This window comes from Tateyamaria pelophila (genome assembly GCF_019966495.1).
GTDB classification, from domain to species: Bacteria; Pseudomonadota; Alphaproteobacteria; order Rhodobacterales; family Rhodobacteraceae; genus Tateyamaria; species Tateyamaria pelophila.
On sequence record NZ_JAIMIA010000207.1, the window covers coordinates 1 to 4,636 of the forward strand.

General features: G+C 49.8%; 2 protein-coding genes and 1 pseudogene. All 3 read left to right on the forward strand.

The features are described from left to right. Positions 1 to 719: 719 nt before the first annotated feature. Positions 720 to 1,412 carry a hypothetical protein gene (locus LC354_RS26345; protein WP_223428924.1) on the forward strand — a complete coding sequence of 231 codons (693 nt, stop codon included), beginning with the start codon at positions 720 to 722 and terminating at the stop codon, positions 1,410 to 1,412. A 529-nt stretch (positions 1,413 to 1,941) separates the two neighbouring features. Further along, positions 1,942 to 3,780, forward strand: coding sequence for a DUF262 domain-containing protein (locus LC354_RS26350; protein WP_223428925.1), 1,839 nt, complete (start codon positions 1,942 to 1,944; stop codon positions 3,778 to 3,780). Between the two features lie 293 nt (positions 3,781 to 4,073). Beyond that, positions 4,074 to 4,568, forward strand: a pseudogene (locus tag LC354_RS26355) (transposase); the annotation flags it as partial. Between the last annotated feature and the right edge of the window lie 68 nt (positions 4,569 to 4,636).

A 4,636-nucleotide genomic window follows, 5' to 3' on the forward strand; every position in this document is an offset into this window, starting at 1 on the left:
AATTCTCCCGCGCAAAGCGTGTTGGAGTGGCTTTAGCTGGGGGGTTAGAGAAGATCCTCTCGATTGCCTGAAACTAGCACATATCCCAATTACGCACCGCCGGTCTTCGTCGGTCACTACAAGATGCAAGGTTCTCCGAGGCTCGAGGCCCACAATGCTACCTGTTTGGATTATCCAACCGAACCACTGAATCATGCCTGTGGGCTTTCGAGCGCAATTGGGAGCCACCTGCCAAAAAAAGCAGGCATGCGACCGCTTCTGACGTATGTACTGTCTATAATGTACTTGTTCCGGGTGAAGGCCGTCACAAAACGAGCCGCAATCGGAAATTAATCTCCAAACAAAATCTAGCGTCACGACAGGCGTTGGTTCAGGTCTCGGGTCTAAAATCCGACTTGCGGGCACCGGTCTTCCTGACCGTCGTGTTTCCGAGGGCCGCGTCTAGCCGTGTCGTTGATTGAACCTGCTGAAAGGACCAAATGAGCAAAGGAAGAAAACGTCGCTATGAACAGGAAAAGCGCGATGCCAGGTGGGTCGTTGTCTACCAGGATACTTTCAGTTGGGACGACCCAGAACCTCCACTCATCGTTACTGAACCGTTGCCGAGCGACGACGCGTACGAGGAGATGATGAGGCTCAAAGGGAGCCCCGGGTATGTCTTCGGATATTTGTATCTGACGAAAGTCAAATGATGAAAATCACGCTAAAGGAGTATTAAAATGGAAATGAAACGTAGGTTTCCAACGGAAATTGCTGACTCGGAGAAGATTTTCTATCTCACCTGCTGGGGCGGTCAGGAATATGAAAATGACATCTGGTTTGTAAACAATTCGGATGAGACACTATATTATGTGCGCCCTTGCAGCGGCGGTTTCGCGACCAGTGACGATGACGTCATTCCAATTACTCAAAGCCCCGACAGCGTTGAGTACAGGGACGTCAAGCCCGGTGAAGCCGTAAAAATCGACACCTATCATATCGTCTATGACAGTGATTTTGTTATTTCATTCGGCGTGGACGTAAAATGTCCGAGTCTTGGTAAGAGGCACTTTTCAAGCGGACTTGAAAAGGGAAGTCCTCCCGAAGTTGGGCTTTTTTGGAAACCATTGCCGGAGGAGATCAAGGATCCGGATGATCCAGATGCGTTGATTGATCCGGGTAAAGTCGCAGAGGCGTACCGCATTAGCTCTGGAAGAAGCCTCGCGGCAAATGCTTATTTTAACCGGGGCAACCTACTGTTTGGCGGTGATACCGGGCCTTTAAAGACATGTGGTTTGCAGTTGGTGACAAAAAGCCTTCGAGATGGCCAACACACGGATTATCGGTTTTTGGACCAAGAGGGCGTTGAGGTTTTCAGAACCTTGGATCTGGATCGAGCCATGTCGTTCGTAAGTGGTTTGAAGGCACCTTAGAAGGCCTTTTTGATTGCATCCGCGCAACAGCGATGAGCTGATTGACCGGCTGCTCAACGGCAGATTTTGAAACAGTCGGCTTGGCAGCGTGTCCCCCGGTCGTGGAATACCGTCGAGGGTTTCAGGTGCCAGCGGCCGAGGAATTGGAGTTGTTGCCAAACGGCTCGGCCGTGGTCGAGATGATCTGGTTCGACCCCAGTCCCGTTCCCTCCCTGCCAAACGCTCATCGGTGGCGAGCTTGTCAGGCGGAGGGGCGAAATTGATGTCGGTATCGGGCATGGTGGGCGAACCTGAGGAGCTGTTTTGTCCTGTGGTGACCGCACCAACGAGAGAATTTCAAGTCAAATAAAGGGGTTGTCGTGTTATGGGGAAACTGAGCGTAATGGGTCGTGTCCGATTTCTTCATCTTATCGGCAGTCGGTAGCCGTCATCTATTGCTCAGCACCAGATACTGAGCCAGTTTAGCCAAAGATCACGAAAAGCGGCTAGACGGACGTCATGCCTCGGCACTTTGGGAAGGGAAGAGATTTTGGCTCGTATTGAGAATCATAAATATAGCATCGAAGAAGCTTTCAGAGAATGCTTCTATATCGTGCCTGACTATCAGCGTGAGTATGTGTGGACTGATAAAGAGGTGTATCAGCTTCTTGAAGATATCAATGAACAGATTGATGCCAGCTCGACCCGCGAATACTTCATTGGAATGGTTCTCGTTTCGCCAACTGATCAAAAGAATCATTACGAAGTAATTGATGGTCAGCAGCGCCTTACGACGTTCTTCTTACTGCTCTGCGCTTTGAAAAACTTATTCCAAGGCGAACCACAGCAGCAGACTGTTGGTGGACTTATATCCACGAGCTACACTGACAGTGACGGTGAGACGCGAACCAGCTTGAAACTCGAGCCACGCTATGAAAATGCCGACGAGGTCATATCGAAGTTGGTTGAATTGGATGCAGATCCGCAGGCTGCACGAACTGGCATTCAAGCCGCAGGGATTTCTAGCTTTGGGTCGCTGGAGAACATAGTCAATGCCTACGGTACCCTTCATCGGTATCTGAGTGAAAACTATGATGATGCGGTAAAGTTAAAGAAGTATTGGGGTTATCTCGCAAATAATGTTGTCTTTATCCAAATTTCGACCGATGTCAGCAGCGCGCTAAAGATTTTCGAGACTATTAATGAGCGGGGCGTCGGCTTGAACCCAATGGACTTGCTGAAAAACCTTCTTTTCACTCAAGTCAAGCACGCCCAATTTACGCAACTAAAGGATGAATGGAAAAAGATCACCAAGCCGCTTGAGAAAGATAAGGAGAAACCGCTTCGGTTTCTGAGATATTTTTTGATGGCCAACTATGTCATAAAGAATGACCGTGGTGACTCTGTGGTGCGAGAGGATGAAATTTACGATTGGTTTGTTGGCAAGGAAAATGCTGCTCTCTGTGACTACGCCAATAAGCCCTTCGAGTTTGTACGAAAGGTAATCCGAAATGTAGAGAGTTACTTGGGGTTTAGGAATGGGCGAGGAAACGATGGCAAACCTAATCTGGCCATGGACAATCTGAAGCGTCTGACAGGCGGTGCTTTCAGCCTTCACTACATTCTGCTGCTAGCTACGGCTGGCTTGCCGAAGCCCCTATTTGATCATTTCGTAACTCAGCTTGAGAGCTTTCTCTTTTACTACATTTTTACAAAGACGCCGACCAAGGATCTAGAGAGGAATTTTTCCCAATGGGCGGATGAACTACGAAGCATTGCCGGAGTCACAGATGCCGTTCAACAGAAGGCTCAACTTAATTCCTTCATTGCCGATCGCTTCGAGAGAAATATGGCGGGCAAGTCTCAAGAGCTGACCGATGCACTGAGGCGCCTCACGCTCTATTCAATGCAACAATACCGCACTCGCTACCTTCTCGCAAAGCTCACCCAGCACGTTGAGATGGCCTTCAATGGGAGTAAGGCAACTGGAAGCCTGGATCCTTTTGCAACGCTAGAAATAGAACATATACTACCAACCACCCCAACAGATGAGTTGGCGAAAAAGTGGGAATCTGAGAATCCTAATTTGGATTATAATGACTACAAGAATCGTTTGGGGAACCTGACCCTCTTAGAAAAGCCAATAAACATCGTTGCAGGTAACGATTTTTATTTCTCGAAGCGTGCCGAGTACTTAAAGAGCGCTAATTATCTTACGCGGAGTTTGGTTGCGCTGACGGAAGTTGGACAAAACACATCAGTTTCTCGCATCAACACAAAGCTGAAGGATTTCCCTTCGTGGAACGCTGGATCGATCGATACGCGTCAGAAAATGCTCATAGAACTGGCCAAAGAAGTCTGGAAGACAAGTGCGATCGCGGTCGAGTGACTTTAATTTGTGTGCTCAAGTTGGATATATACGCGCTTTCCACAAAGGATCGAGGCGTTGGTCGCTGTTCATGTCAATGCGGTGTCGCCCCTCGCACCATTCCGTCAGTCTCCAGCCGCAAGGCCGCTCTCCATAGCGGCGTCTTCGTGAAAATGCTCTCTCTCGTCCGAAGTAGTTCGTCCTGAACAACTCATATCTATTTGATTTTATTTGATAACAGTACGATTTTGTTGGGCGGAAAGTGCAGGGTTTGGTATTATGGGAGCAGAAACCCTGCAATTTTGAGCCGTAAAATGAAGCCACGAAAGCCACCTCCGGAACAGGACGACTTCCTGCGTTCGCGATTGGTTGAAATGATCGACATGCGCCACGAACTGGTGAAGCTGGGAACCCTGATTGACTGGGATGTCTTCGAGCGTGAATGGGCGGGGTTCTTTCCGTCCCACACCGGTCGACCCGCCACCTTGTCGCGCTTGATTGCTGGCCTGCTTTATCTTCAACATGCCTATGCGCTTTCGGATGAGGCGGTGGTGGCGCGATGGGCCGAGAACCCGTACTGGCAGCATTTCTGCGGTGAAACCTTCTTTCAACATCGACTTCCGATTGACCCGTCATCCCTGACACGCTGGCGCCAACGGATCGGCGAGGAAGGTGTCGAATGGATGCTGACGCAGACCATCGAGGCCGGGCAACGCGCTGGTGTGGTGAAAGGTAACGACCTTAAGCGGGTCACCGTTGATACCACGGTAATGGAAAAGAACATCGCCCATCCGACGGATGCGGTACTGTAACCTGACGTCTGGAAATTTAGTTGGAGATTGCGCTGAGAGCCCCTGCCGAGGCGTGCCCCGGCAGA